This window comes from Jiangella muralis, from assembly GCF_001270745.1.
Classification (GTDB): domain Bacteria; phylum Actinomycetota; class Actinomycetes; order Jiangellales; family Jiangellaceae; genus Jiangella; species Jiangella muralis.
Genome location: NZ_LFXL01000010.1, coordinates 1 through 22,487, shown reverse-complemented (window position 1 = coordinate 22,487; position 22,487 = coordinate 1). Strand labels below are relative to the sequence as shown.

Below are 22,487 nucleotides of genomic sequence, written 5' to 3'. Positions count from 1 at the left end.
GAGGACCTGGAGCGGATCGAGCGGAAGATCGACGACATCCACGAGAAGGTGGGCGCCGGGCCGGCCGCCACGGAGAAGGGGGATGAGGCGGCGATCGACCCCGAACCGCGCACGTGACCGGGTGCTCGTGCGCGGGACGTCGGCGGTCAGTCTGGCGGATCGGCGGGCGAGAGTGGGCGGACCGCCGGGCCGGCGAGGACGCGTCCGTCCGTGTCGAAGCGTGAGGCGTGGCACGGGCAGTCCCAGGTGCGTTCGGCGTCGTTGAACACGACCAGGCAGCCGAGGTGGGTGCAGCGGGCGGAGACGCAGTGCAGGGCTCCGTCGTCGTCGCGGTAGGCGGCGATCGCTCGCGGGCCGTCGGTGACGATGCGGCCGCGGCCCGCCGGCACGGATTCTGCGCCGCGACGGGCGGCCAGAGCGTCCACGCGGTCCCCGACGAAACGGGTCGCGACGTAGGCGTTGGCCTTGACGAACTCCGTCGCGGATTGCCGGACGGTGAGCCGCTGCGGGTCGAGCACACCGGCCAGCGGGTTCTCGACCCCGGTGATGAGGTCGCGGAGCAGGGTCCCGGCCAGCGTGCCGTTGGTCATGCCCCAGTGCCCGAACCCGGTGGCGACCCACACGTTCCGGGTCCGACGGTGGAACCCGCCGACGTAGGGGAGCGCGTCGACCGTGGTGAGGTCGTGTGCGAGCCACCGGTACGCCGGCTCATCGAGTGACAACCGCTCGCGAGCCCAGGTGCGCAGCGCGTCGTAGTGGCGGGCGACGCTGGTGCGTGCGCCGACGCGGTGCGGTTCACCGCCGGCGAGGAGCAGGGAGCGGCCGTCGCCCGCAGGGGCGGTGCGGACGGAGTGCCGGTCCTCGGTGCTGATGTACATGCCGTCCGGGCCGGCCGCGGCAGGGTATCCGGCGACGACGAGATCGCGGCGTGGTTCGAGCCGGGCGAAGTAGAGGCCGCGGTCGAAGATCGGGTAGTGGGTCGCGACGACGACGTGGCGGGCACGGACCGGGCCGGCGGTGGTCACGACGACGCATGGGTCGCCCTCAGTGAGCCCGAGCGCGCGGATCCCGGTCACGATGGTGCCGCCGTCGCCGGGAATGCGGGTCGCCAGCTCCAGCAGCCACTTTCGCGGGTGGAACTGTGCCTGATTGGTGAACCGCACCGCACCGGCCACGTCGAACGGCAGGCCGGTCTCCGTGGTGAAGCTCGCCGGCAGGCCGGCGTCGGCGGCGGCGCCGGCCTCGCGGCGCAGCCCTTCCACCGACGACGGCCGCTCGGCATAGGCGTACGAGTCACGCCGCGACCAGTCCGCGTCGGCGCCGATCGCGGCCGCCTCGGTCTCGATCCAGTCGATCGCCAGCTGCTGCCCGGCACCGTACGCGCGGGCCGTGTCCTGGCCGAACCTGCTGGTCAGCGACGAGTAGATGGCGCCGTGCTGGCTGGTGACCTTCGCCGTCGTGTGCCCGGTGACTCCGGCCGCCAGCCGGTCGCCGGCCTCGATCACGGTCACCGTCAGCCCGGCTTGCTTCAGCAGGTACGCCGTCGTGATGCCCGCGATCCCGGCGCCCAGCACCACCACGTCCGCGTTCACCGGCGGCGACGGCGCCAGCGGCGGATCACCGGTGCTGTTCAGCCAGTACGACACGCCGGTCATGACGTCCCCTTCGTCGACTCCTCGCGCCGTACCCGGCGACCGCCCGGCCATGCCGGTATCGGACCACGAGCATTCGGGTACCGAATCCACAACTGCCGAGCAAGGAGGGATCATGGCGGAGACAGTGGCGGCCCGGCTGCTGGAGCGGTTGCGCGAGTGGGGGGTCGGGCAGGTCTTCGGATATCCGGGCGACGGCATCAACGGGATCGTCGCGGCGTTCGAGGCGGCGGATGACGAGCCGAGGTTCGTGCAGTCGCGGCACGAGGAGATGGCGGCGTTCGAGGCCGTCGGATACGCGAAGTTCAGCGGGCGGCCCGGCGTCTGCGTCGCGACGTCCGGACCCGGGGCGATCCACCTGCTCAACGGCCTTTACGACGCCAAGCTGGACCACGTGCCGGTGGTCGCGATCGTCGGGCAGACGGCGCGCGCCGCGATGGGCGGGCACTACCAGCAGGAGGTCGACCTGCAGACGTTGTTCAAGGACGTCGCGAGCGAATACCTGACCGAGGTGAACGTGCCGGAGCAGCTGCCGAACGCCATCGACCGGGCGTTTCGCACGGCCGCGACGCGGCGGGCGCCGACGGCGATCATCATCCCGGCGGACGTACAGGAGCTGGCGTACATCGCGCCCGAGCACGTGTTCCGGCAGGTGCCGTCCGGACCGCCCGACGCGCCGTCGTCGGTCGTGGTGCCGGCGCGGGAGCAGCTCGAGGCCGCGGCCGCCGTGGTGAACGCGGGGGAGCGGGTCGCGGTCCTGGTCGGGCAGGGCGCGCGGGGCGCGGCCGGCGAGGTGATGCAGCTGGCCGAGGCGACCGGCGCCGGGGTGGCGAAGGCGCTGCTCGGCAAGGACGTGCTCTCCGACGACCTGCCGTACGTGACGGGGTCGATCGGGCTGCTCGGCACCCGGGCCAGCTATGAGTTGATGCGCGACTGCGACACGTTGTTGATCGTCGGGTCCAGCTTCCCGTACAGCCAGTTCCTGCCCGCGTTCGGTCAGGCCCGCGCGGTGCAGATCGACCTGGACGGTTCCGTGCTCGGGATGCGGTACCCGACGGAGGTCAACCTCGTCGGCGACTCGGGCGCGACGCTGCGGGCGCTGCTGCCGTTGCTGCGTCCGGCGCCGGATCGGTCGTGGCGTTCACGGGTCGAGGCGAGCGTGGCGGACTGGTGGGAGACGGCCGAGCGGCAGGCGATGGTCGACGCTCGCCCCGTCAATCCGATGCGGGTCGTGCACGAGCTGTCGCTGCGCATCCCCGACGACGCCATCGTCACCGCCGATTCCGGGTCGTCGACATTCTGGTACGCGCGGCTGCTGCGGATGCGCGGGGCGATGCGCGGCTCGTTGTCGGGCACGCTGGCGACGATGGGCGCGGGCGTGCCGTACGCGATCGGCGCGAAGTTCGCCCACCCGGACCGCCCGGTCGTCGCGCTCGTCGGCGACGGCGCGATGCAGATGAACGGGCTGGCCGAGTTGATCACCGTCGCCCGGTACCAGGACCGCTGGTACGACCGGCGGCTCGTGGTGTGCGTGTTCCACAACAACGACCTCAACCAGGTGACGTGGGAGTTGCGGGCGCTGGGCGGCGCGCCGAAGTTCGAGGAGTCGCAGACCCTGCCCGACGTCGACTACGCGGCGCTGGCCCGCGGTCTCGGCCTCGACGCCATCGCCGTCGACGACCCGGACCAGCTGGGCGACGCATGGGACCGCGCGCTGACGGCGGACGGGCCGGTCCTGCTGGACGTCCGCTGCGATCCGGAGGTGCCGCCGATCCCGCCGCACGTGACGTTCGAGCAGCTGAAGGAGACCACGGAGGCCCTGCTCAAGGGCGACCCCAACGCCTGGCGCGTCCTCGTACAAGGGGTGAAGACCAAGGCACAGGAGTTCGTCCCCCGTCGCGGCTAACCGACCTCGTCGAGGAGGTCGAGGACGGCGCGCTCGACCCGTTCCCGGGTGTCCTCGCCGGCCAGGGGCTCGTCGATGCCGAGCCGCCGCAGGGCGGGCCGGATGGTGACCCCCTGCTCGAACGCCTCGATCACCGCGGGGTCGACGTAGGCGGAGCGGGCGACCGCCGGGGTGTTGCCGAGGTACTCCGAGACCTCCCGGATCGCGTGCGCCTCGGCGCGGCGGCGGGCGGTCCGGCTCAGCGCCGCGGGGTCGTCGGACGCCGTCGCCAGCGCCACCGCGGCGAGCACGGTGCCGTGCCAGGTGCGGAAGTCCTTGGCGCTGGTGTCGTCGCCGCAGATCTCGTGCAGGTAGTCGTTGACGTCGGACGAGCGGACCTCGTGCCAGGTCCGGTCCTCGTAGTACGCGAGCAGGGTCTGGTCCGCTGCGCGGCGCCGCATCAGCGCCCGCACCACCGTGACGACCGCGTCGTCGGCGACCGCCTGGACCCGCTCCTGCCCGGACTTCGCCGGGTACTCGAACACGACCGACCCGCCGCGGGCCACGCTGACGTGCGAGCGGAGCACCGTGGCCAGGCCGTGCGAGCCGTTCTCCTGCGCATAGGCCTCGCCGCCGATGCGGAAGAACCCGATGTCGAGCAGCCGCGCAGCGGCGGCGAGGACGCGGGGACGGTTCAGGCCGCGGGTGGCGAGGTCGCCGGCGATGCGGGCACGCGCCTTGGGCAGCGTCCGCCCGAACTCGCGGACGCGGGCGAACTTCTCCCGGTCGCGCTGCTGGCGCCAGGCCTCGTGGTACAGGTACTGCCGCCGCCCGGCGTCGTCGGTGCCGACGGCCTGCAGGTGACCGCGCGGCCACGGGCAGATGCGGACGTCCGCCCAGGCCGGCGGGATCACCAGACCCCTGATGCGCGCCAAGGCCTCCTCGTCGCGCAGCGGCTCGCCGTCGACGTCCACATAGCCGAAGCCGCGGCCCCGGCGGCGGCGCAGGATCGCGGGCCCGGCTGGATCCCATCGTCGCAGTCGCACCGCCACCCCTTTCCGCGCGGATCGTCCGTACCCGGTTCGGGCCGTCCGCACGCGCCGTTACCGGACGGTGGGCCCGGGTACGGGCCGAGGGACCGACCAACGACGACACGAGAGGAGCACCGATGACCACGGCCACGAAGACGGTCGACGTGCACTGCCCGATCACGACCGCCTACAACCAGTGGACCCAATTCGAGGAGTTCCCGAAGTTCATGGACGGCGTCGAGACGGTCCGGCAGCTCGACGACCGGCACCTGCACTGGACGGTGCGGATCGCCGGCGTGCAGCGCGAGTTCGACGCCGAGATCACCGAGCAGCACCCCGACGAGCGGATCGCGTGGCGCTCCACCGGCGGCGTCGACCAGGCCGGCGTCGTGACGTTCCACAAGTTGGACGCCGAGAACACGCGGGTGACGCTGCAGCTGGAGATGGAGCCCGAGGGCATGGCCGAGAAGGCCGGCGAGAAGACCGGGCTGGTCGCGATGGCCGCCGAGCGTGACATGGCGAACTTCAAGGAGTTCATCGAAGCGCGTGGCCTCGCCTCCGGCGCCTGGCGCGGCGACGTCCCCCGCGAGGGATAGCCGCCAGCGCCTTGGCCGTCGCGATCAGGGTGGCCGCCATCGTGCGGTGCCCACCTGCGGCCACCATCTCGTCGCGACGGCGGGGACGGCGGAAGCGGAGGTCGAGCGCCTGCTCGCCCTGAGCGCCACCAGCGTCGACGTGGGTCAGACCGGCCGCGAGGGGTTCGCCATCCTGGCCGATCCGGAGGGCCACGAGTTCTGCGTCCTGCACCGCCCACCGTCCGGTTGACGGATCAGTCGCCCCCGAGGAGGGTGCCGAGGGGGCCGAGGTCGAGGTTCAGGTCACGGAGGGTCAGGCCGTAGCGGCCGCGCAGGTCCGCCATGGCCGTGTCGAGCCGCAGCAGCGCCTGCCCGAGTGCCTCGACTTGCTCGTCGCTGAGGTCGCCCTCGTCGACCCGACGCAGCGCCTGCCGCTCCATCAGCTGCCGGATCAGCTCGACGACGGTGAGGACGAGCTTGAGCAGGTCGCGCTCGACGGAGTCCGCGTCGGTCTCGATCCGGTTCGGCAGGACGTGCATCGGCTCGGTCATCGCTGTTCCTCCGCCCGGATGGAGCGGATCAGCGCGTGCAGCCTGATCTCGACGAGATCGACGCCGGCCAGCGACACGACGATGTCGCCCGACAGCACCACACCCGCGCCGAGCAGCCGGTCGAGCAGGTCGACCAGCGCGATCTGCCCACCCGCGGGCCGCGCCCCTGCCACCGTCACGACTCGTCCACGGTGACGAAGGAGTAGGCCGGCCACGGCCCGGCCAGCTCGATCCGACTGTCCGCGTACCGGTGGCGCAGCGCTCGGACGGTGGCGACGAACGCGTCGGCGCGGTCGCTCGGGACCAGGTAGGCGCCGTTGAGGCTCATCGGGGTGTCGCCGCCTTCCGGCCGGTGGTCGTGCACGGCGAGCCGTCGGGTGTCGACGGCGTGCCGGGCCAGTTCCGCGTGCACGTCGTCGGCGGTCTGCGCGGCCCTGGCGAGCGCGTCGTCGCGGGCGGTCGCGGCGGCCCGGCGGCGGATCAGGTAGGCCGCGCCCGCGCCCGGCGCTCCGGCCGGAGGCACCGGCTCTGCGTCCGGGCCTGACGACGGCGCGTAGACCTTGACGCTCCATTCGGCGCGTCCGGCGAGTTCGTCGAGAGCGCGCCGGAAGCCGTCGTGCCAGCGCTCCAGCCGGTCGCGGACGCCGTCGTCGTCGGCGACGATGGTGGCCAGCCGCAGCGGCGCCGCCGGGACCGCGCGGGCGACGCTGTCGACGACGGCGTGATGGGCGCGTGCCGCCGCCTCCAGCCAGCCGAGGTCGTTGAGGTTGCGGGCCAGCGCCTCCTCGCCGAAGGAGCCGGTTGCGCTGGTATCGACGGTTCCGACCACGGCGACCAGGTCGCGGTGGCGGACGGCGCGCACCGGCTCCTTCGCAACGCCGCGCAGGCGGCCGAGGACGCCGTCGTCGACCGGTTCGGCGATGGCGTACAGGTAGCTGCCGGTCTCACCCATCGCCTGAGTCGTTCCCGGACAGCATCGGGTCGCGACGCCACCAGTCGATGCCCATCTCCTGGGCCTTGTCGACCGACGCCACCAGCAGCCGGATCTTGATGGTCAGCAGCTCGATGTCGAGCAGGTTGATCCGGATGTCGCCGGCGATGACGATGCCCTTGTCGAGCACCCGCTCCAGGATGTCGGCGAGGTTCGCCGGTTGCGGCGGCGCGGCGAGTGCTGACCCGTACGGCCGGGTGAGCGGGGCGCGCTCTCTGCCCTCCGTCATGTGCTCAGTCCTCCTCCCTCGACGAGCCGCGCGTGGACCTGCGCACTCGCTGGTAGCTGGTCAGGTCGCCGTCACCGTCGAGGTCGACGGCGTACTCGGCCAGCACGTCGGTGGAGGGCGGGATCCGCTCCAGCTCGAGCACCTCGACGCGCACGCGCCAGCCGTCCTCGGTGCGCTCGAGACCGGTGACTGCCTCCGCGGCTCGCCCGCTGAGTGTGGCCAGTTGCTCGACCGCGCGCGCGGCCGCGTCCGACGCCTTCACAGCAGCCGTCCGATCAGCTCGTTCTCCATGGCCGCGGCCTCCTCCTCCGACAACAGGCCCGCCTCACGGTCGCGGTCGACCTGCTCCACGGCTCGGCGGACGGCGACAGGGTCGTGGTGCTGCCGCTCGGCCTCGTCGCCGATCAGCCGAGCGAGCGCGACCACACCGCGGGCGGGCGCCAGAGGCAACGTGACCAGCCCGGTCAGGAGACCCATGTGTCGTCTCCCGGTACGAAGTCGTACGGCGCCGTCGGGCCGACCAGCCGGACCCGGCCGCGCCCCGCCAGGCTGTTCGCCGCCTCCTCGGCGGCCCGCTCGAACTCCTCGACCCGCTCGTCGGGCACCAGAAACGCGACGTCGACCAGATGGTCGACCTCGCCGGCGACGCGGATGTTCCAGTCCTCGGCGTGCGGGGTGAGCAGGTCGAGCAGGTCCGCGCTGTCGACGTCGCGCTTGACCTCCAGCGCGCGGGCGACCAGTTCGCCGAGCCTGATCCGCTCGTTCCAGCTCGCCTCGACGGAGCGGTCGCGGGTGCGGTGACGCAGGACGGCGATGTCCGGGTTCTCCTCGACGATCTCGGCCAGCACGGCCTCCTCGTCGTAGCGCGCCCGGACGACGTACTGGCGGAGACCGGCCAGCTCGGCGAGGACCGAGGCGAACAGCTCCGCGTTCGGCGCGAGCAACTCGGCCACGACGTCGCCGGCGTCGGCCAGGACCGCGCCGAAGCGCACCGGGATCACGGCGCAGTCCTGGGCCAGCGTGTCGGTGACCCGGCTGTGCGCGAGCAGATCCTCGCGCCGGCCGAACGGGCGGTCCGTGGCCACCGCGCCGACGACCGCGGCGATGGCGCCGTGCCCGACCAGCTCGACACCGCCGTCGTCGACACCCGTGAGATCGTTCGGCACGACGGTGCCGGCCGGCACGATGGCATACACGTACTGTGCCGTCAGCACAGCCGATCCGGCCGCCGGTTCGTCCATCGTCGCCCCCGGTTTCGTGAGCGTCATTCGCCTTCTCTCCTCCGCCGGCGAACCGTCGCCTTCTTGACTGGCCGGCGCCGTTCCTCGTGCTCGTCCTCGTCGTCGCCGGTGACGGCATCCTTGATGCCCTCGATGGCGCCGGAGGTCTTGCCCTTCGCGGCCTGGTGCACGCCGTCGCCCATCAGCTCGGTGAGGTCCCTGCCGCCGTGCTCGTACAGGTCCAGCCGGTTGGTCGCCTCGGCGAAGCGCAGATAGGTGTCGACGCTGGCGATGACGATGCGGGCGTCAATGGTCAGCAGCTCGATGCCGACCAGCGAGACGCGCACGTAGGCGTCGATCACCAGGCCCTTGTCCAGGATGATGTCGATGACGTCGGCGAGCCCGCTGGACGACGGGCGCTGGAGCTGGCCGCCGCCTCCGGTACGTCGCTGGTTCACCACAGTCATGTGCTCACCTTTCGCTCTACTCGGGTGCCCAAGGCCCTCATCGGGTCCGGGTGCGGCGGCGCCGAGGCGCGGGCTCCTCGTCCTCGTCGGCGGCCGCCTCGTCCTCCTCGGCCGGCTCTTCCTCGTACTCGTCTGCCTCGTCCTCGAGCGGCTCCTCGTCCTCTTCGTCCTCGGCGGGTTCCTCGTCGTACTCGTCTGCCTCGTCCTCGAGTGGCTCCTCGTCTCCGGCATCGGCGGCCTCGCGCTCGCGCGCCTCGTCGTCGGTCTCCTCGACCTCGCTGTCGTGGATCTCGCCGCGCCAGCCCTCGACCTGGTCGGAGTCCTGGAGGAGGTTCATCATCACGTGCCTTCTGAAGTGTTTGAGCTCCAGCCGGGCCCGGCGGCCCGGGGCCCGCCAGATGTTGCCGGTGCGCTCGACCAGCCCTTTCGGGTAGTACTCGAGCACCACGACGACCCTGGTCAGCCGGGGCGCCAGCTCGTGGAACGTCACGGCGCCATCGACGTGGCCCTTCTCCCCAGTGGAGCGCCAGACGATCAACTCGTCCGGAACTTGCTCGATGATCGTCGCCGACCACGTGCGGTGCGACCAGAACACCTGCGCCTTGAAGTCCAGCTTCTCGTCGGCCTTCTGCTCCACACCCTCGACCTTCTTCATGAAGTTCGAGAAGTCCTGGAACTGGGTCCACTGGTTGTAGACCACGTCGATCGGGGCGCCGATGTCGATCTCTTCGATGATGTTCGTCGAGCGGGTCGCCTTGTCGCCGCCCTTCGAGCCGCCGCCCGTGAAGGCGCCGACGACCTTGTCCTTGACACCGCTGATCGCGCCCTTGACCGCGCCGGGCGCGCCGTCCTTGGCGGCTCCGACCAGCGCGCCACCGCCGATGGGCCCGCCGGCCGCGACGTCCTCGAGTTTGCCGGTCGTCTTGCCGATGCGGTCACCGGCGGACTTGACCGCCCACTCGCCGAGCGAGGTCAGGCCGTTCTTCGCCTCGTCCTTGAGCCGGTCCAGCGGCAGCTCGCCGAGCAGGCCGCGGAAGCCCTGGTCCGGACGGGTGTCGATGTCGCCACGCGTCGCCATGTCGGTCACCCCCTCGACCCGGAACGGGACCGGCCGGACGAGGCGGACTTCTTCGCCGTCCGTTTGCGGGCGGGCGCGTCACCGCGCTCCGACACAGCGCGCTTGGCCGGCGTCTTCTTCGCGGCTCGCTTACGCGGCCGAGACCGCTCGCCGGGCTCCTCCGTGCCGCCCCCCTCCGGGCCGGAGTCGTCGCCGTCGTCGCCACGCCGGGGGCGCCGCGAGCCGCGGCTCTCGTCCTGGTCCTCGTCGCGGTCGTCCTGGTCCTCGTCGCTGCGCGAGTCCGAGCGCTCCTCGTCCTCATCGCCACTCCCGCGGTCGAGCGGGACCTTGTCGGTGACCGCGCCAGTCAGCCGGTCGGAGCGGTCGCGGATGGAGTCGCTCAGCCGGTCGATACGCTGGCCCACAACGCCGACCGCTGCGCCACGCGCAGCCATGAACAGCGTCGTGCGCACCTGATCGGACAGCTTCGCCAGCTCCGGGCGACTCTCGACCAACTCGCCGGCCTGCCGCATCATGCCGCGCGGATCGGTGGCCAGCCGCTTGCCGGCCAGCATGCTGCCGACGGCGATCGCCAGCTTCAGTCTCTTCGTGCGGCCAAGGATGTAGCCGCTGGCCGCCGCTGCGGCGACCCGGGTGGCCGTTTCCATCATTCACTCCCTTGTGGTGCTTCCCGATGTGTGGTGTTGGTGCGGCGCACCCGATCGGGTGCGCCGCAGGGCGACGCTGTCATCCGCGCATTGCGGGTCTCAGGTCGTGAGCCGGAGCACCCGCTGGATCATCGGAATGCTCGGATAAAGGTCACCGTCGATGCGATCGACGAGCATCGCGGCGTACTCGGCGATGTCGTCCTCGGTGAGGAGCGACTCGATCTGGTCGAGCATCGTCGACGACGGGTAGAGATCGGCCTCCGCCTTGCGCATCAGCGTGTCGAGAAGGACCCTGCGGACGATCTCGTTGTGGTTCCTCGACATGGATCCTCCAGAACCGCGTCGGGGCCTCGACTCGGGTCGGGTACCACGAGCTGAGGAGGTCGAACAGGATATTGCGGACTTTCCGGATAAATGTCCGGCGGTGATGACTCCGATCAGGGCTGTCCTCGGCAGCGTTCTTGATCTTGTCTTCTGCACCCATGGGACTCCCTTCCTCGGTGCTGCGCGGTCACGGTTACCTATAGCGATGTCGCTGTCCGGCGGGATTGACCGGGCGGGCGAGGGTCTCAACGGACTCTGGTCCCGGCGCGGCGCCGGGCGCCAACAAGGACGACGCGAAGGTGTGCGTCACTGTCATCCCCCAGGTGAGATCGCGCCGCGGTCGCCGCACGATCGGCGGCAGCGGCTGCCTCGGCGAGATCCGTGCTGGGAGCGGCGGATGCTCTCAGATCCACAGTGAGCTCGCCCCGGTCGCGCCAGAGCCGTCCGCCGCGGAACGCCACTCCGGGTGCGGTCTCGAAGGCCGCGCCGGCGGCGTCGACGACGGCGGAGGCATCGGCGGCGAGTCGTCCTTGCCGGCTGGAACCGGCGAGTCGCAACCTGCTGATGGTGTGACGGCGCCCGTGCGCGACCAGCCAGCAGACGCCGATGACGATCAGGACGATGCCCGCGCCGCCAATGGCCCACGGCCACCATGGTTCTCCGGTGTGTTCGGTCAGGGCTGAGGCGTCGATTCGATCGACGGCGTCCGGGATCCAGCCTTGCTGCCACGCGACGGCACTCGCGCCGACGGCCACCAGCAGCAGGCCGACGAGGAGAACCACCGTCCGCTCCAGGCCCGCCGCGAAACCGCTCATCTCCTGCCTCCCGCGCGTCTGGCCGACACTCGGATCCTCGGTGCGCCTTCGAGCCGATCGAGCCGGTCGATGAGAGCGCCGCGGACCTCGCCCGTGGTCGCGGCCTCACCGTCGGTGTGGATGCGGACGGTGACCGTGCGGCGCCGGGCCCGGGCGTGTGCATCGACGACGCCGGGATGTTGGGTCGCGGTGTCCACGGCGATGTGCTCGATGGTTCGGCGCGATGCATACGCGCCGCTCTCGGCCCGCAGCGCCAGCGCCCGGCGCGGGCGCGGCCGGAGCGCCGACAGGACGAGCCACAGCCCGGCCAGCGCCACGATGATGCCCACGGGGACCATCCAGTCCTGCGGTTGCAGTCCGTCGATCCGGTCCAGGGCGCGCTCGACAGGCAGCGGGCCGTCGATCGCGTCCAGGCCGGTCAGCATGTCGTAGACGGCGAGTGCGCCGACGGCGATCAGCAGCAGGGCAAGGACGACACCGGCCCGCCGGGCCGGGCCGGCGGCCGCAGGCGGAGCGGCGGCCGGCAACGCCGGCGTGCCCGGCGGGGGAGAGCCGGTGAGACGCGTCACCCGGACATCTACCTCGTCGACATCGAGGCCCGTGAGCTCGTTCACGTGGATGCCGACCGCCGTCCGTACCGCCCCGGCGATGGCCGGCAGGGTCCGGTCGCTGCCCGCTCCGACCGTCACCGCGACACGGACGTGCCGGCCAACGATCGTGGCCTCCGCGTGTGGCAGTGCCGTGCCGCTGATTCGATGCCAGCCGGACGGCCGGTGCGCCCACCCGGTGGTCTCAGCGGCTATGCGTTCGGCGGTCCGCTCAACGACACGTTCGTGGATCGTCAAGTCACCGCGGCCGCCGGCATCCGGGAGCGTCGCCGGGGGTGTGGCCGGAGGAAGAGTGGTCGTCATTCTCGCTCCCGGCTGCGCCACAGAGCGGCGAGGTCCAGCTCACCCGCCAACTGGCCGGCGACGGCCAGCCCCGCGGCACCGAGAACGACGGCCAGCAAGAAGCCGCCGACGCCGCCCGTCGTAGCCGCGACGGCGAGCAGAATCCCGGCCAGCAGGCCGGTGGTCATCGCGTTCACAGTTCCCTCCCCGTTGTGCCGCCGGCCGGTGCGCCGACCGAGACGTCCTCGACGGTCACCTGGACCTCGCCCTCCGTCACGGTGGCGACGGCACGTCTCACCGCGTCCACGATGCGTGGGATGGGGACACCCCAGCGCGCCACGAGGTGGATCTCGACCCCGTCGCCGGGGCCGAGCCGGATCCCTGGCACCCGCCGGCCGGGCAGGTACGTTCCCACCTCACCGAACAGGCCGCCGTGCAGCTCGATGACACCGTCGACGGACAAGACCGCCTCGGCGATCCGGTCGGCCAGCAGTTGCTCCCTGCGTCCTCCAGCATCGCTGTCGTCCGCGGGGCTCATTCGACCCGGCTCTCCGTGGATGCATCGTCGTCCTCACCCTCGACGTGGACGTCGTTGACGTTGATGTTCACCTCGGTGACGTCGAGGCCGGTCATGCGCTCGACCGCGGCGACGACGTTCCGGCGGATGCCGGTGGACAGGTCGACGATGGAGAGGCCGTACTCGGCCATGATGTCGATGTCGATGGCGGCCTGGCGTTCGCCGACCTCGACCGCGACTCCTTGCTGCAGATTCACTCTCGAGCCGGGGATGCGCTCGCGCAGCGCTCCCACGGCACGCGCCGTGCCTCCGCCGAGGTCGTAGACGCCGGCTACCTCGCGAGCTGCGATGCCGGCGATCTTCGAGACGACACCTTCCGCGATGGTGGTGCGGCCCTGGTCGGTGACCAGCGGACCGGCGGTGCGTGGATCCGCGACGCCGGTCGTGCCCCCCGTAGTCCTCGTGTTCTCCGTATCCCCCATGGACGTGCCCCCCTTTCGACACCTGCCAGGTGCCTGTTTCGCGCCGGGCTGACGATCGTTGGACACTCTCCGTTCGCCAACCGTCACACCGTCTTTGATGTGATGTACGTCACAGTAGATGCCTCGGCTGGTTCCGGACTCTCGTCCGGATTTGGACAGTTAAATTCTGATTGTCGGGTACGTCCGGCAGATGGCAGAGGGTCAGCACTCGCTCGTCGTCGGCGACGACGATCTCGTGCTCGCTCGGCGCGCGGGCCTGGGTGATCGGCAGGCATTCACTGTGATCGCCCATCGGCATGGTCCGGCGATGTTCAGGCTCGCCAGGCGAATTCTGCTCGACGACGGCGATGCGGAGGAAGCCGTCCAGGACGCACTGGTCGCGGCGTGGCAGAGCCTCGATGAGTTCCGCGGCGACGCGGCCTTGCGCACGTGGCTGTTCAGGTTGACCCTGAACAAGGCGCACAATCTTAGGCGTCGTCGTCGTCCGGAACCACGAGAGCCCGAGGACGACCGGCCGGCGACGGTTCACGACGATCCCGCTCGGGGGGCCATCGAGAACGCCCTCGTCGCCGCACTCGACGACGCGCTTGCGACACTGCCTGACAACCAGCGGATCGCCTGGATCCTTCGAGAGGTCGACGAACTGAGCTACGAGGAGATCGCCGGGATCATGCACACCTCGCGAGGTGTTGTCCGTGGTCGGCTGTACCGAGCACGACAGAGTCTGGCCGAGAGGCTGGCGTCATGGCGATGACCCCAGGGCCGGGCTCCGAGCGCGGGACCGACGGCGAGCTCGCCGATCCGGACATCGCTGTCGTGGACCGTGCCGCGGCCGCGCTGCGGTCCTACACGGACCACGCCTGGGCTGGCGCGTCGCAGCGCATCCTCCAGCACGTCCTCGCCGCCACCCGCAGATCGCGCCCGGTTCGTGGTGTGGCATCCAGTGGGCCGTTCCACGTCAGCGACCAGGTGATCACGACCCATCTGCAGGAGGCCGTCGACTCCGTGCCCGGCGTCGACCTGACGCACGTCCGCCTCGACCTCGACGGCGACGTTCTGGTCGCGGTCGTCGCGGGTGTCGCGGTCGACTACCCGGAGCGCATCCACCCCGCGGCCGCAACTGTCCGCCGACTGATCCTGGCCCAGGTTGCCGCCATCCTCGGACCGGTTGTCCCGATGATCGACGCGGCCGCCGTCACCATCGAGGTCCGTGACGTGAATCCGCCGCCATCAGGCTGACGTGGCGGGAGCCCAGAGGCGACGGCGGCCCGCCCTGGGGTCATCAGTGCCGGCTCCCCTCACCGAGGTCGACCCGGGCGCCCGGTGGTTCGACGGCTCCGTCAACGTGGGCGCACCTCGGATCGGTGCGGGTGGGCGTTGTTGTCTCGCGGCCGCTGAAATAGCAGGCAGGTCGCTCCTCGGAAACTCACCACTTCATGAACCCCAGACCGTGAGCTTCCCTCCTGGCGTGGAGACATCGCCCTTGAGGAGGTTGGGCGATGGGTAGGAGTCGCTCGATGACGGTGGCTGCGCCGACACCTGGAGTTCGCGCTCGTGCTCGAGCTGCCAGCTCGGCTTGTGATTGGCGAAACAGCAGCGGTCCGAGCGGTGTCACCACCTCGACGACGGCGCACTGCCCGATCGTGCATCCGACCCCGTCGGTAGTGCGCCGCCCTCTCTGAAATGATGGCGTGCTCCGGACCGAACAGCTCGGCAACCTGGTCCTACGTGTCGGTGAGCACAGTCTCCTGCAGCGTCACCCGGTCGGGAGTGAACCGGGCGAACTCGCCTCGTAACAGGCCCCGGCGTGCGGCCCAGTCGCCGTGGCGTGCCCAGATATTCAGGGTCGCGACGCGGATCCGTGGCCGAGTGCTGGGGGAGACTTCCATCGGCCCGTACCCAGTGCGTCCGGCACCGGTTTGCCCTGGCCAGCACGGGGAACGGGACTGTCGTGAGCGAACCGACGCACAAGGCCGCGGCCGGCCCGGACGTGCACGAAGACCATGCCGGGCAGATCCTGGTGACCCGCAATCACCAGGTGATCCGTTCCTGGGCGTCGACTCGTGGCGCCACACCGGCGACCACCCGACCTGCCGAAGGCGGTCGCCTTCCCGCCGATGCCCTGCGGCTGGCGTGGCCCGGCGGGGACGACGGCAGCGAGTCCGTCACGTGGGACCAGTGGCTGGAGGCGTTCGATACCTACGACCTGCGCTTCTGGTACCGCGAACACGAGCCGGACGGCGCCACGAGCACGTTCTGGAGATTCGACCCCTCCGACCACGACGAGGGCTGAGCGCACCAGTGATGATTGACGAATCTCTTGGCCTGCTCCGCGGCGGCTACCGATGGGCGAGCGCGCTACGGCGGGGTCGACCCGCGGTGGCGGCGCGATTCCTGGGCCGGCCGGCCGCGGTCGTGGGCGGGGCGGAGGGCGTGCGGCGGTTCTACGATCCACGGTTGCGCCGCGACGCGATTCCCCAACCGGTGAGCCGCGTCCTGTTCGGCCAAGAGTCGGTGCATGGCCTCGACGACGCTGAACACCACCGACACAAGTTGCTGTACTTGGACGTTTTGACAGCGGCGGCTACCGCAGACTTGCGAGAACGGGCGCACGACCGATGGGCGGCCGCGGCCCGCACGTGGGAACCGGCCGCCCGGTGATCCTGTTCGACCAGGCCGTCCAGGTCCTGACGGCGACGGCACTACCGTGGGCGGGCATCATGGCGGACCCGCCGGAGACCGTCCGACGGGCCGGTCAGCTGGCGGCCGTTTCTCGATGGGTTCGCCAGCCCTGGTCCGTCCTATCTACGGGCCCTGAGCGCCCGCCGGCAGTTGGACCGCTGGGCGACCGGGCTGGTACGTGAGGTGCGGGCCGACCTGATCCGTCCCAGTCACGACACGGCGCTGGACGCGGTCGCCCGAACAGCAGATCTCCCCGGCCGGGCCGCCGGCGTCGCGCTGCTCAACCTGGTGCGGCCGACGGTCGCGGTCGCCTGGTTCGTCGCGTTCGCCGGCGTCGCCCTGCACCACCAGCCGCATTGGCGAGACCGCATCGCCGCAGGCGACGCCGCCGCGCGTCTTGCGTTCGCGCATGAGGTCCGCCGCCGGTGCCAGTTCGTGCCGATCCACGCCGCCCGCGCCCGAACCGAGCAGGATGTGCTCGGTTTTCGGTTGCCGGCCGGTGGCTACGTGATCCTCGACGTCGACGGAACCGATCACGATCCCGCACATTGGCGCGATCCCTATCGATTCGATCCCGGCCGCTTCCTGGGGCCGGCCAGCAGATCCGGACATCCTCGTCCCACAGGGCGGCGGCGACCTGCGGCATGGGCACCGTTGTCCGGGCGAGGACGCCACCCTCGTTCTGCTGGAGGAGGCGGTGCGGCGGCTGGCACGAACCCCTCTAGACCTCCCGCCGCAGGACCTCACTGTCGACCTCGCCCGGATCCCCACCCGGCCGCGTAGCGGAGTCCTGATCACCCTGCGCGATTGAGCGTTGACAAGACGGATAGAGGGCGGACGATCCGACGGCGCAACGGGCAGCCGCACTCGAGAGCAGACGCAAGAGCCGGGCGACCCCGGGACGAGAAACAGAGGACGCCCAGCTCCGAGGATGCCTACTTGAAAGCGTCCTTGGCCTTCTCGCCCGCTTGCTTGAGGTCTGCCTTGGCCTGTTCGGCCTTTCCTTCCGCCTGGGTGGGCTTGTCGTCCGTCGCGTCCGACCGGCTCGCCCGCCACGGTCAGTCGGCAGAGTCGCGGCCCTTGTCGAATGCACGGCGGTAGTGGTCGAGCGCCTTAGCGAGGGCGTCTGTAGATAGCCAGGCGAGGGGCTCGACGGCGTCGAGTAGCGGCTCGTGATCTGGTCCTTGTCCGATCACCTGCCCGGTGAGGATCCATGGCCGTCGGGACGGATCCTTCTGTGCGAGCTCGGCGTACTTGCAGACGCGGCGAGCCACCCAGTCGAGGGTTGTTCGGGTCCACCACGGCTCCGGGTTCAACGGGGTCACGGACAGGCCGGGCAGTTCGACGTCGGCTTCGTAGTCGAGGCTCGGCGATCCTAGGTCGGCTTCGGGTCCGTGGGAGAAACGCACGAAGAGGCCGGGGCGATCGTCCACCAGGGCGACGAGATCGTCCAAGGTCGCGATGGTCCTCACCGTGGCAGCCTACGGGCGGCATCCGCTGCGGTCATGTTCGAGGGCCGGCGGGGTAGGGACCCCACAGAGCAGGGCGAGCGAGGGGAGAAGGACGATGACGCGGTTCGGGTACTTCCTGGCCAGCGAGGACTGGGGGCCGCGCGGGAACTGGTCCGGCAGGCGGTGCGGGCACAGGATGCGGGGTTCGAGGCGCTGTGGATCTCCGACCATTTTCACCCGTGGACCGATCAGCAGGGTCACAGCCCGTTCGTGTGGTCGGTGATCGATCCGCACCTGCGCGACGGCCGCAGGTCGATTGTGGACGACGGGTGGCCCGCCGCGATGTCGCCAGGCCTCGGCACCGCTGCTGGAACGCGGCCACGCTCTCGGCCCGCACCGACCGCCGCCCGAGCCCGCATCCGCGGAGCGTGAAGGCCACGCCGTGCATGCCGTCCTGTGGGCGGTATGCACCGCCTCATGCGAAGCGGGGCGCGTTCCGACGGTGTGGGCGCCGGTGGCGCTGGCGGATCTGCCGATGGGCTGCGACGATGCCAGCCTACGTTCAGGGGGTGGACATGCCGACGTGGTCGTGGCCGCTGGTTGGCGCGCTCGGTGCCTGACCTGCGTGGGCGTCGGGTGTGGGGCCCGATTCTCGCCCACGCTCTGGCCGAGGGCGTGGAGCCGACGACGAGGCATGCCCTGGCTGCGTGCGTCCAGGCCACGGGGGCGATCGGCGCGGGTCTCTCGGTGAGCCGGGGGCGAGGTCTGCGCGAACCGGTCCTGACCGTCGGCGAGTGGAGCGAGGAATTGGACGAGTTGCAGTTCACCCTCGGCGAAGGGCCGGCCGTGGACGCCGCTGGCGGCGATCGCCCGGTGCTCGCGGCGGATCTGGCCGAGCCCCAGGCGCGTCGACGCTGGCCGGCCTTCGCGGCCGGGGCGGTGGCCCGCGAGGTCCGGGCGGTGTTCGCGTTCCCGGTGGGTGCCGGCGCCGCGCGGCTCGGTGTGCTGAACGTGTATCGACGCGCCGCGGGCCAGTTGAGTCCGGCCGAGCTCGCCGACGTGCTGGCCTACGCCGACGCCGTACTGGTGCTGGCGCTCGACCAGCGCAGCGGCCTCGGCTTCGATGCGGAGAAGGTGACCGGCCGCGATCTTCCGGAACGGCGGGCCGAGGTCCACCAGGCGGCGGGCATGGCGAGTGTCCAGCTCGGCATCGGCGTGGCGGAGGCGCTGTCCCGGCTGCGCGCGTACGCCTACCTCCACGATCTGCGGCTGGCCGATGCCGCAGCCGATCTGGTGGCCCGCCGATTCCGGTTCCTCCCCGACGTAGACACCGGCATGACGACCGACGGCGATGGGAACAAGACCATGGGTACGCCTCCGAGCAGGGACGATCAGGAAACGGAGGGCGAACGATGACCACCACCGACCGACAGGTGCGAGAGGCCTTCGTCGAGCTGGCCGACACACTGGTGGACGACTACGACGTCATCGACTTCCTCGACGTCCTCGCCCAGCGCGTCGTGAAACTGCTGAACGTGACGGCGTGCGGGATCGTCCTGGTCGACCACCACGCGACACTGAACCTCGTCGCCGCCTCCGCCGAGCAGACACGGCTGCTGGAGCTGTTCCAGTTGCAGAACTCCGAGGGTCCGTGTCTGGAGTGCTATCAGACCGGTGTCGCGGTGCACAGCGCTGACCTGCGGGCCGATGACGAGCGGTGGCCGAGGTTCGCTCCGGCCGCTCGCGCGAGCGGCTATGCCGCCGTCCATGCGCTGCCGATGCGCTTGCGAGACAAGGTGGTCGGGGCCATGAACCTGTTCGACGAGACGGGTGGTGCCCTCGATGAGGAGGTTCTGGCGCTGGCGCAGGCCTTGGCCGACGTGGCCACGATCGGGATCCTGCACGAACGCACCGTCCGCCGGCATGAGGCCGTCACCGAGCAGCTCCAGGCGGCGCTGAACAGTCGCATCATGATCGAGCAGGCGAAGGGTGTGCTTGCCGAGCGGCTGGCCGTGTCGATGGACGATGCGTTCGCGATCATGCGTGATCACGCCCGGTCGACCAACCGCAAGCTCCGCGACGTGGCCGCAGCGGTCGTCGACGGGCGTCCCGACCCTGCGTGGAACCATCCCAGCCAGTCAGTTTGACGACTACACCCCGACGGCACCGCAGCGACGACCGTACCCTTGACGGGGTGTGATGGCGGGCGTAACGTCACGGCAACATCACATCGTGACGTGTCGCTCCGGACCTCGGCGGCTGATCAGCCGCGGCGAGGGTGTCGAGCGGGCCACACAAGTGTCGTCTGCACCTCCCTCGTTCGTGGCCGCCGGGCCTCGCGGCCGCGGCGGCGGAGGTCTTGGCCGGCCGTTGAGTCACCGGGGCGGGCGCGGGCATGGCAGGCCCAGGTGGGGGCGCGCTTGGACGGTGGGCGACCGGCCAGGACCTCCGATTTCGTCGGGCGGGGCCGCGCTAGCTCGATTCCGTGCGGGCGGCGGCGTGCGCGGTGATGCCGTCGAACAGGCGGTGCAAGCCCCAGAGATATTGCTCGGTGGAGATGTACTCGGCCATGGTGGTGGTCACCGTGGCAGCCCTCGGGTAGCGGCCGGCAGGCATCCGGGCGAAGGCGTGGTGCCTGATGGCTATCCGTTCTGGTTCTGGTGGCGCCGGGCCGGGTTCGGATACGTCCGCGAGCTGCAGGGCGATCGACCCGAAGGCATAGACGATGAGCAGGTAGGACGCGCGGGCGGCGTCGACCGGGTCGAGGCCGGCGTCGGCGAGGAGTTCGAGGAGCCGTTCGTTCAGGCTCAGCGCGTGCGGCCCGTTCATCGGACCGCCGATCATCAACGGCACGGCTCCGGGGTGTTCGCAGAGTCGTCGCCTGAGTTCCAGGGCGAGGGCTTCCAGCCGTAGCCGCCAGGGTTGGGCGCGGTCGGCGAAGACGTCGTGGTTCACCTCTCCGAGCAGCCGCTCGATGAGCGCTTCGACCACGGCGGCCTTGTCGGGGAAGTAGGTGTAGACGGCGTTCGGGGCGACCCCGACCGCGGCGGCGATCCCACGGATGGAGGCCGCTTTGGGTCCGCCCTCGTCCAGCAGCGCCATCGCCGCGTCGAGGATCTCGTCCTCGCTCAGCGTCCGTCGACGACCACGCCTGGATCCTGTCGACGCCGTAGGTCCGCCCGAGGTCTGCATCCATGACTCCCTTGACTTCTTCTGTACGTCGTACAATATTTGTACCACGTACAGAAATGGCGGGATCCGGAAGTCAACCAAGGCCATGCCTCCCGCTGGCCGAGGAGCTGACCCCATGACCCGACCAGATGCCTCCTCAACATCCGCGCTGCGAACCTCGCTCATCTGGACCGCGGGGTTCTTGGTCTTTCCCGTCGCCGGCCTGGCAGGCACTGCGGTCAGCGGTCGCGTCGACGATGCCGCTGCGGCGATGCTGGGCGGTGGAGTCGCTGGGCTGGTTCTCGGCGCCGGCCAGGTGTTGGTGAGCCGCCGGCGACTCGATCCACTCAGATGGATCCCGGCCACCGCCGTCGGCATGAGCGTGGGGCTGCTCCTCGGCGCCTCGGTCGTCGGCTACGGCACCTCGCTGGCCGACCTCGCTCTGATGGGCGTCCTCACAGGCGCCGTCCTAGGCCCGGCACAGGCCTTCGCGTTACCCCGCCACGTCCACCCGCGTTGGGTGTGGGCCGCCGCGATGCCCGTCATGTGGGCTCTGGGGTGGACCGTCACCACTCTTGGCGGGATCAGTGTGGACGAGCAGTTCACCATCTTCGGCGCCTACGGTGCGCTCGCCTTCTCCGCGCTGTCTGGATTGCTACTTCAGCGTCTCCTGCCCTACGGCGCGGACGGCCCTGTCGTGCCGGCGGGGGCTGAGGAGACGGTGTGACCACCGCCGGGCACGTGATCTTCGGAACGGGCGCGATCGGCATTGCCACGCTCGAGGCCTTACGTCGCCGCGGCGAGACCGTCCGGCTGGTCAACCGGTCCGGCCACGCACGCGTGCCCGACGATGTCGAGGTCGTCGGCGGCGACGCCCGCGACCCCGACTTCACCGTGACCGTCGCCGAAGGCGCTCGGGTCGTCTATCAGACGCTCAACCCTCCCTACCCGGAATGGACCGCCCAGTTCCCCGCTCTGCAGGCCGGCGTGCTCGTCGCTGCCGGAGCCACCGGCGCCCGCCTCGTCAGCATGGAGAACGTCTACATGTACGGACGCCCCGCGGGCCGTGCGCTCACCGAAGACCGCGCCTACGACGCCCACACCAAGAAGGGACAGCTCCGGGGCCGGATGGCTCGCGAACTTCTCGCGGCACACGACGCCGGCCGGGTGCAGGTGGCGATCGGCCGCGCCTCGGACTACTTCGGCCCCCTGGGTGGTGCCCAGTCCAATCTCGGCGACCGCGTCTTTCCCGCCGCGCTGGCCGGAAAGACTGCCACGGTGCTCGGCGACCCCGATCAGCCGCACACCTACACCTACATCCCCGACATCGGCGAGGCCCTCGCCGTCCTCGGCGAACACCCGGACGCACCGGGCGAGGTGTGGCACCTACCCAACGACGCCGAGACTCGCACCACTCGCCAACTCGTCGATGTCGTCTACCAGCAGGCCGGCCAGACTCGCACCAGGCTGCGCGCGATTCCGCCACTCATACTGCGCGCCATGGGCGTGGTGAACCCGACGGTGCGCGAGCTCCTGGAGATGCAGTACCAGTTCGCGGAGCCCTTCATCGTCGACAGCGACAAGATCGCGGCCGAGCTCGGCGTCCATGCCACTTCCATCGACGAAGCCCTCGCCGAGACACTCCACAGCTACCGGCACCAGCAGGCGGCGTTTTCCTAGCTGTTGACTACGCCCGTTTCACCGCATCTTGCGGCCGGCGAGGGCTTGCCTCGTGGCCGCCGGCCGCCACTACGTCAGGAGTTCACCATGACCACAGACGGCACCACGACCAGGAGCCGGGCGGTCGTGCAGGACGCCTATGGCTCGGC

The 22,487-nt window shown here is 70.7% G+C and carries 31 protein-coding genes and 3 pseudogenes; 12 read left to right on the top strand and 22 right to left on the bottom strand.

What is annotated here, in order from left to right:
* Nucleotides 1–146: 146 nt before the first annotated feature.
* Entirely contained in the window at nt 147–1,655 is a 1,509-nt protein-coding gene (locus ACW62_RS18265; RefSeq protein ID WP_053205556.1) for an FAD-dependent oxidoreductase, read from the bottom strand.
* 112 nt (nt 1,656–1,767) lie between these two features.
* Here ACW62_RS18265 and ACW62_RS18260 point away from each other — a divergent pair, with 112 nt between their 5' ends.
* Nucleotides 1,768–3,558 carry a thiamine pyrophosphate-requiring protein gene (locus tag ACW62_RS18260; RefSeq protein ID WP_053205555.1) on the top strand — a complete coding sequence of 597 codons (1,791 nt, stop codon included), beginning with the start codon at nt 1,768–1,770 and terminating at the stop codon, nt 3,556–3,558.
* On the opposite strand, the gene ACW62_RS18255 is transcribed toward ACW62_RS18260, so the two are convergent.
* Nucleotides 3,555–4,583 carry a DNA topoisomerase IB gene (locus ACW62_RS18255; RefSeq protein WP_053205890.1) on the bottom strand — a complete coding sequence of 343 codons (1,029 nt, stop codon included), beginning with the start codon at nt 4,581–4,583 and terminating at the stop codon, nt 3,555–3,557. The genes ACW62_RS18260 and ACW62_RS18255 overlap by 4 nt on opposite strands.
* A 122-nt stretch (nt 4,584–4,705) precedes the next feature.
* On the opposite strand from ACW62_RS18255, the gene ACW62_RS18250 reads away from it, so the two are divergent.
* On the top strand, nt 4,706–5,164 hold the full coding sequence (locus ACW62_RS18250; RefSeq protein ID WP_053205554.1) for an SRPBCC family protein: 459 nt from the start codon (nt 4,706–4,708) through the stop codon (nt 5,162–5,164).
* Complete coding sequence (locus tag ACW62_RS36375; protein ID WP_169792083.1) at nt 5,079–5,393, top strand: VOC family protein; 315 nt, start codon at nt 5,079–5,081, stop codon at nt 5,391–5,393. The genes ACW62_RS18250 and ACW62_RS36375 overlap by 86 nt, the downstream gene beginning before the upstream one ends.
* Before the next feature lie 4 nt (nt 5,394–5,397).
* Here the strand turns inward: ACW62_RS36375 and ACW62_RS18240 are convergent, their stop codons facing one another.
* The 16 genes and pseudogenes from ACW62_RS18240 to ACW62_RS18165 form a co-directional block, all read right to left on the bottom strand.
* Nucleotides 5,398–5,694: a gas vesicle protein K gene (locus ACW62_RS18240; RefSeq protein WP_083459893.1), complete on the bottom strand. Its 297-nt coding sequence runs from the start codon at nt 5,692–5,694 to the stop codon at nt 5,398–5,400.
* Nucleotides 5,691–5,873: a gas vesicle protein gene (locus tag ACW62_RS34135; protein WP_053205552.1), complete on the bottom strand. Its 183-nt coding sequence runs from the start codon at nt 5,871–5,873 to the stop codon at nt 5,691–5,693. The genes ACW62_RS18240 and ACW62_RS34135 overlap by 4 nt, the downstream gene beginning before the upstream one ends.
* Nucleotides 5,870–6,646 (bottom strand): GvpL/GvpF family gas vesicle protein, encoded by a 777-nt coding sequence (locus ACW62_RS34130; RefSeq protein WP_053205551.1) that lies wholly within the window; start codon nt 6,644–6,646, stop codon nt 5,870–5,872. The genes ACW62_RS34135 and ACW62_RS34130 overlap by 4 nt, the downstream gene beginning before the upstream one ends.
* Before the next feature lie 7 nt (nt 6,647–6,653).
* A pseudogene (gene gvpJ / locus ACW62_RS36370) lies at nt 6,654–6,914 on the bottom strand (gas vesicle protein GvpJ); the annotation flags it as partial.
* Between the two features lie 4 nt (nt 6,915–6,918).
* A complete protein-coding gene (locus ACW62_RS18220) occupies nt 6,919–7,176 on the bottom strand; it encodes a gas vesicle protein GvpO (RefSeq protein ID WP_053205550.1) in 258 nt (85 codons plus the stop codon).
* Nucleotides 7,173–7,391, bottom strand: coding sequence for a gas vesicle protein GvpG (locus tag ACW62_RS18215; protein WP_053205549.1), 219 nt, complete (start codon nt 7,389–7,391; stop codon nt 7,173–7,175). The genes ACW62_RS18220 and ACW62_RS18215 overlap by 4 nt, the downstream gene beginning before the upstream one ends.
* On the bottom strand, nt 7,379–8,182 hold the full coding sequence (locus tag ACW62_RS18210; protein WP_083459892.1) for a GvpL/GvpF family gas vesicle protein: 804 nt from the start codon (nt 8,180–8,182) through the stop codon (nt 7,379–7,381). The genes ACW62_RS18215 and ACW62_RS18210 overlap by 13 nt, the downstream gene beginning before the upstream one ends.
* A complete protein-coding gene (gene gvpJ / locus ACW62_RS18205; protein ID WP_053205547.1) occupies nt 8,179–8,601 on the bottom strand; it encodes a gas vesicle protein GvpJ in 423 nt (140 codons plus the stop codon). The genes ACW62_RS18210 and gvpJ (ACW62_RS18205) overlap by 4 nt, the downstream gene beginning before the upstream one ends.
* Nucleotides 8,602–8,638: 37 nt before the next feature.
* Nucleotides 8,639–9,679, bottom strand: coding sequence for an SRPBCC family protein (locus tag ACW62_RS18200; protein WP_083459961.1), 1,041 nt, complete (start codon nt 9,677–9,679; stop codon nt 8,639–8,641).
* Between the two features lie 5 nt (nt 9,680–9,684).
* The gene (locus ACW62_RS18195) at nt 9,685–10,326 is read right to left on the bottom strand and encodes a hypothetical protein (protein ID WP_053205545.1); all 642 of its coding nucleotides are present in this window, start codon (nt 10,324–10,326) and stop codon (nt 9,685–9,687) included.
* Nucleotides 10,327–10,425: 99 nt separating this feature from the next.
* Nucleotides 10,426–10,650 (bottom strand): hypothetical protein, encoded by a 225-nt coding sequence (locus ACW62_RS18190; RefSeq protein WP_053205544.1) that lies wholly within the window; start codon nt 10,648–10,650, stop codon nt 10,426–10,428.
* A 245-nt stretch (nt 10,651–10,895) separates the two neighbouring features.
* Nucleotides 10,896–11,465 carry a hypothetical protein gene (locus ACW62_RS18185; RefSeq protein WP_053205543.1) on the bottom strand — a complete coding sequence of 190 codons (570 nt, stop codon included), beginning with the start codon at nt 11,463–11,465 and terminating at the stop codon, nt 10,896–10,898.
* Complete coding sequence (locus tag ACW62_RS18180) at nt 11,462–12,154, bottom strand: DUF6286 domain-containing protein (protein WP_053205542.1); 693 nt, start codon at nt 12,152–12,154, stop codon at nt 11,462–11,464. The genes ACW62_RS18185 and ACW62_RS18180 overlap by 4 nt, the downstream gene beginning before the upstream one ends.
* Nucleotides 12,155–12,372: 218 nt before the next feature.
* Nucleotides 12,373–12,543, bottom strand: coding sequence for a DUF2273 domain-containing protein (locus tag ACW62_RS18175; RefSeq protein WP_083459960.1), 171 nt, complete (start codon nt 12,541–12,543; stop codon nt 12,373–12,375).
* A 5-nt stretch (nt 12,544–12,548) separates the two neighbouring features.
* Nucleotides 12,549–12,893, bottom strand: a complete 345-nt coding sequence (locus ACW62_RS18170) for an Asp23/Gls24 family envelope stress response protein (protein WP_053205540.1) — start codon at nt 12,891–12,893, stop codon at nt 12,549–12,551.
* The gene (locus ACW62_RS18165) at nt 12,890–13,354 is read right to left on the bottom strand and encodes an Asp23/Gls24 family envelope stress response protein (protein WP_053205539.1); all 465 of its coding nucleotides are present in this window, start codon (nt 13,352–13,354) and stop codon (nt 12,890–12,892) included. The genes ACW62_RS18170 and ACW62_RS18165 overlap by 4 nt, the downstream gene beginning before the upstream one ends.
* A 190-nt stretch (nt 13,355–13,544) precedes the next feature.
* Here ACW62_RS18165 and ACW62_RS18160 point away from each other — a divergent pair, with 190 nt between their 5' ends.
* From ACW62_RS18160 to ACW62_RS18150, 3 genes are all read left to right on the top strand, one after another.
* Nucleotides 13,545–14,108: an RNA polymerase sigma factor gene (locus ACW62_RS18160; RefSeq protein WP_053205538.1), complete on the top strand. Its 564-nt coding sequence runs from the start codon at nt 13,545–13,547 to the stop codon at nt 14,106–14,108.
* Nucleotides 14,099–14,593 (top strand): hypothetical protein, encoded by a 495-nt coding sequence (locus ACW62_RS18155; protein ID WP_053205537.1) that lies wholly within the window; start codon nt 14,099–14,101, stop codon nt 14,591–14,593. The genes ACW62_RS18160 and ACW62_RS18155 overlap by 10 nt, the downstream gene beginning before the upstream one ends.
* Before the next feature lie 712 nt (nt 14,594–15,305).
* The gene (locus ACW62_RS18150) at nt 15,306–15,647 is read left to right on the top strand and encodes a hypothetical protein (protein ID WP_053205536.1); all 342 of its coding nucleotides are present in this window, start codon (nt 15,306–15,308) and stop codon (nt 15,645–15,647) included.
* A 512-nt stretch (nt 15,648–16,159) separates the two neighbouring features.
* Here ACW62_RS18150 and ACW62_RS35885 read toward each other — a convergent pair.
* Nucleotides 16,160–16,573, bottom strand: a complete 414-nt coding sequence (locus ACW62_RS35885; protein ID WP_240477338.1) for a hypothetical protein — start codon at nt 16,571–16,573, stop codon at nt 16,160–16,162.
* Here ACW62_RS35885 and ACW62_RS36570 point away from each other — a divergent pair.
* Entirely contained in the window at nt 16,472–16,819 is a 348-nt protein-coding gene (locus tag ACW62_RS36570; protein WP_420843605.1) for a cytochrome P450, read from the top strand. The genes ACW62_RS35885 and ACW62_RS36570 overlap by 102 nt on opposite strands.
* Before the next feature lie 152 nt (nt 16,820–16,971).
* On the opposite strand, the pseudogene ACW62_RS36565 reads toward ACW62_RS36570, so the two are convergent.
* Together ACW62_RS36565 and ACW62_RS18135 are read right to left on the bottom strand one after the other, a co-directional pair.
* Nucleotides 16,972–17,070: pseudogene (locus tag ACW62_RS36565) on the bottom strand (CsbD family protein); the annotation flags it as partial.
* A gap of 24 nt (nt 17,071–17,094) precedes the next feature.
* Nucleotides 17,095–17,508 carry a DUF6098 family protein gene (locus tag ACW62_RS18135; protein WP_053205533.1) on the bottom strand — a complete coding sequence of 138 codons (414 nt, stop codon included), beginning with the start codon at nt 17,506–17,508 and terminating at the stop codon, nt 17,095–17,097.
* Between the two features lie 94 nt (nt 17,509–17,602).
* Here ACW62_RS18135 and ACW62_RS36560 point away from each other — a divergent pair.
* The 3 genes and pseudogenes from ACW62_RS36560 to ACW62_RS18125 form a co-directional block, all read left to right on the top strand.
* Nucleotides 17,603–17,772, top strand: a pseudogene (locus ACW62_RS36560) (LLM class flavin-dependent oxidoreductase); the annotation flags it as partial.
* Nucleotides 17,773–18,294: 522 nt separating this feature from the next.
* Nucleotides 18,295–18,903: a GAF domain-containing protein gene (locus ACW62_RS18130; protein ID WP_157574833.1), complete on the top strand. Its 609-nt coding sequence runs from the start codon at nt 18,295–18,297 to the stop codon at nt 18,901–18,903.
* Nucleotides 18,900–19,634, top strand: coding sequence for a GAF and ANTAR domain-containing protein (locus ACW62_RS18125; RefSeq protein WP_053205531.1), 735 nt, complete (start codon nt 18,900–18,902; stop codon nt 19,632–19,634). The genes ACW62_RS18130 and ACW62_RS18125 overlap by 4 nt, the downstream gene beginning before the upstream one ends.
* A 325-nt stretch (nt 19,635–19,959) precedes the next feature.
* Here the strand turns inward: ACW62_RS18125 and ACW62_RS18120 are convergent, their stop codons facing one another.
* Nucleotides 19,960–20,679: a TetR/AcrR family transcriptional regulator gene (locus tag ACW62_RS18120; protein ID WP_053205888.1), complete on the bottom strand. Its 720-nt coding sequence runs from the start codon at nt 20,677–20,679 to the stop codon at nt 19,960–19,962.
* A 115-nt stretch (nt 20,680–20,794) separates the two neighbouring features.
* Between ACW62_RS18120 and ACW62_RS18115 the strand changes: the two genes are divergently transcribed.
* Both ACW62_RS18115 and ACW62_RS18110 read left to right on the top strand, forming a co-directional pair.
* Nucleotides 20,795–21,385, top strand: coding sequence for a hypothetical protein (locus tag ACW62_RS18115; RefSeq protein ID WP_157574832.1), 591 nt, complete (start codon nt 20,795–20,797; stop codon nt 21,383–21,385).
* Complete coding sequence (locus ACW62_RS18110) at nt 21,382–22,338, top strand: NAD-dependent epimerase/dehydratase family protein (protein WP_083459891.1); 957 nt, start codon at nt 21,382–21,384, stop codon at nt 22,336–22,338. Before ACW62_RS18115 ends, ACW62_RS18110 begins: the two co-directional genes overlap by 4 nt.
* Nucleotides 22,339–22,487 lie beyond the last annotated feature (149 nt).

Coding starts and splice junctions, on each gene's coding strand:
- ACW62_RS18125 (WP_053205531.1), top strand. CDS start 18,900: ATGACCACCACCGACCGACAGGTGCGAGAGGCCTTCGTCGAGCTGGCC.
- ACW62_RS18240 (WP_083459893.1), bottom strand. CDS start 5,694: ATGACCGAGCCGATGCACGTCCTGCCGAACCGGATCGAGACCGACGCG.
- ACW62_RS18210 (WP_083459892.1), bottom strand. CDS start 8,182: ATGACGCTCACGAAACCGGGGGCGACGATGGACGAACCGGCGGCCGGA.
- ACW62_RS18190 (WP_053205544.1), bottom strand. CDS start 10,650: ATGTCGAGGAACCACAACGAGATCGTCCGCAGGGTCCTTCTCGACACG.
- ACW62_RS18185 (WP_053205543.1), bottom strand. CDS start 11,465: ATGAGCGGTTTCGCGGCGGGCCTGGAGCGGACGGTGGTTCTCCTCGTC.
- ACW62_RS18265 (WP_053205556.1), bottom strand. CDS start 1,655: ATGACCGGCGTGTCGTACTGGCTGAACAGCACCGGTGATCCGCCGCTG.
- ACW62_RS18170 (WP_053205540.1), bottom strand. CDS start 12,893: ATGAGCCCCGCGGACGACAGCGATGCTGGAGGACGCAGGGAGCAACTG.
- ACW62_RS18200 (WP_083459961.1), bottom strand. CDS start 9,679: ATGGCGACGCGTGGCGACATCGACACCCGTCCGGACCAGGGCTTCCGC.
- ACW62_RS18195 (WP_053205545.1), bottom strand. CDS start 10,326: ATGGAAACGGCCACCCGGGTCGCCGCAGCGGCGGCCAGCGGCTACATC.
- ACW62_RS18215 (WP_053205549.1), bottom strand. CDS start 7,391: ATGGGTCTCCTGACCGGGCTGGTCACGTTGCCTCTGGCGCCCGCCCGC.
- ACW62_RS18120 (WP_053205888.1), bottom strand. CDS start 20,679: ATGCAGACCTCGGGCGGACCTACGGCGTCGACAGGATCCAGGCGTGGT.
- ACW62_RS18250 (WP_053205554.1), top strand. CDS start 4,706: ATGACCACGGCCACGAAGACGGTCGACGTGCACTGCCCGATCACGACC.
- ACW62_RS18260 (WP_053205555.1), top strand. CDS start 1,768: ATGGCGGAGACAGTGGCGGCCCGGCTGCTGGAGCGGTTGCGCGAGTGG.
- ACW62_RS18175 (WP_083459960.1), bottom strand. CDS start 12,543: ATGACCACCGGCCTGCTGGCCGGGATTCTGCTCGCCGTCGCGGCTACG.
- ACW62_RS18160 (WP_053205538.1), top strand. CDS start 13,545: ATGGCAGAGGGTCAGCACTCGCTCGTCGTCGGCGACGACGATCTCGTG.
- ACW62_RS34130 (WP_053205551.1), bottom strand. CDS start 6,646: ATGGGTGAGACCGGCAGCTACCTGTACGCCATCGCCGAACCGGTCGAC.
- ACW62_RS18115 (WP_157574832.1), top strand. CDS start 20,795: ATGACCCGACCAGATGCCTCCTCAACATCCGCGCTGCGAACCTCGCTC.
- ACW62_RS18165 (WP_053205539.1), bottom strand. CDS start 13,354: ATGGGGGATACGGAGAACACGAGGACTACGGGGGGCACGACCGGCGTC.
- gvpJ (WP_053205547.1), bottom strand. CDS start 8,601: ATGACTGTGGTGAACCAGCGACGTACCGGAGGCGGCGGCCAGCTCCAG.
- ACW62_RS18155 (WP_053205537.1), top strand. CDS start 14,099: ATGGCGATGACCCCAGGGCCGGGCTCCGAGCGCGGGACCGACGGCGAG.